The sequence below is a fragment of the Vibrio sp. Vb0598 genome (assembly GCF_033338935.1).
Taxonomy (GTDB): Bacteria; Pseudomonadota; Gammaproteobacteria; order Enterobacterales; family Vibrionaceae; genus Vibrio; species Vibrio alginolyticus.
In genome coordinates this window covers 1-1,232 of the sequence record NZ_JAWOTP010000181.1, presented here as the reverse complement: position 1 = coordinate 1,232, position 1,232 = coordinate 1, and the positions used below count along the sequence as shown (strand labels likewise).

The 1,232-nt window shown below is 47.9% G+C and carries 2 protein-coding genes; one reads left to right on the top strand and one right to left on the bottom strand.

The genetic code is table 11. From position 1 onward, the window contains the following. Positions 1 to 498, top strand: a 498-nt coding sequence (locus R7Q38_RS23915) for a DUF2860 family protein (RefSeq protein ID WP_318114539.1), incomplete at its 5' end; no start/stop codon positions are given. Between the two features lie 35 nt (positions 499 to 533). Here R7Q38_RS23915 and R7Q38_RS23910 read toward each other — a convergent pair. Continuing rightward, positions 534 to 1,232: ATP-binding protein (locus R7Q38_RS23910; RefSeq protein WP_318114538.1), on the bottom strand; the 699-nt coding region annotated here is incomplete at its 5' end.

Sequence of the window (1,232 nt, the reverse complement as noted above, 5' to 3'; positions counted from 1 at the left end):
AAAGGTTTGGTCGATAGAAACTTCACCCTCGATTTAGCTTATGCCGATAAAGATGTCGAACAAGATGAAGTCACCGACCATTCACTCGCGCGTGATGCCAGTATTTATTACGTAAAAGGCGAATATCGTATTTCACTAGACCAAACATCGCTACTGCAACCCGCGTTCACCTACATCAACCAAGATGCGGATGGAAAAGCAGAATCGTATGACTCTTATGCCTTTGACGTAAGTTGGTTTAAGTTCATCAACCGTCATCGTTTAGCCTTAACCGCAGGCTATGCACTCAAAGATTATCAATCGGCGAGCCAAATTTTTGCGAAAACGCGCAGTGATGACACCTTGAGCTTGTTTGCCGCTTACGAATACCAAAACGTGTTTGATTGGCAGAACTGGTCGTTCATTTCCTTCGCGGGTTATAGCCAAACCGATTCAAACATCACCTTTTATGACGAAAATGAATACCTTTTGTCGTTAGGCTTTAACTACAGCTTCTAACATGGTTCTCTCCGCGAACTCCTCTCAAATGACCACTATACGGCTTGAGCCGTGAGTTGTTTCAGCAATCGGTCCATCGCGCGATACCCGAGCGCTTCCGCTAAATGAGAACGTTCAATCTGCTCAGCACCTTCTAAATCCGCTATCGTGCGGGCCACTTTAATGATGCGATGATAGGCACGAATCGATAACCCCAGCCGATGGAGTGCAGTTTCGAGAAATTCCGCATCGCTTTTTTGCAACGGGCAAAATGCCTCAATCTCACGGCTGCCGAGCAGTGCGTTTACTTTGCCGTTTCGATTGAGCATGCTCTCGCGAGCAAGACTGACGCGCTCTTTGACGAGTTCCGTGGGTTCACCTCGGTCACCACCTTCCGCCAACGTGCCTTTCGGTAAGGATGGAATTTCTAACGACATATCAAAACGGTCGAGAAGCGGTCCCGATAAACGACCTAAGTAACGCAAAATAGCTTGAGGGTTAGTGCGAGCTTGATTCCCTTCGTAATAGCCAGTTGGGCTTGGATTCAACGCGCCCACCAGCTGAAAACGAGCAGGAAAACGCGTTTTTCCTTGTGCGCGCGAAATGATGATCTCACCCGATTCCAGTGGTTCTCGTAACGAGTCCAACACTTTACGGTCAAACTCCGGCATTTCATCAAGGAACAATAACCCATTGTGAGCCAAAGAAATCTCTCCCGGTCTTGGCACCGAGCCACCACCAACTAATGCAGCCAT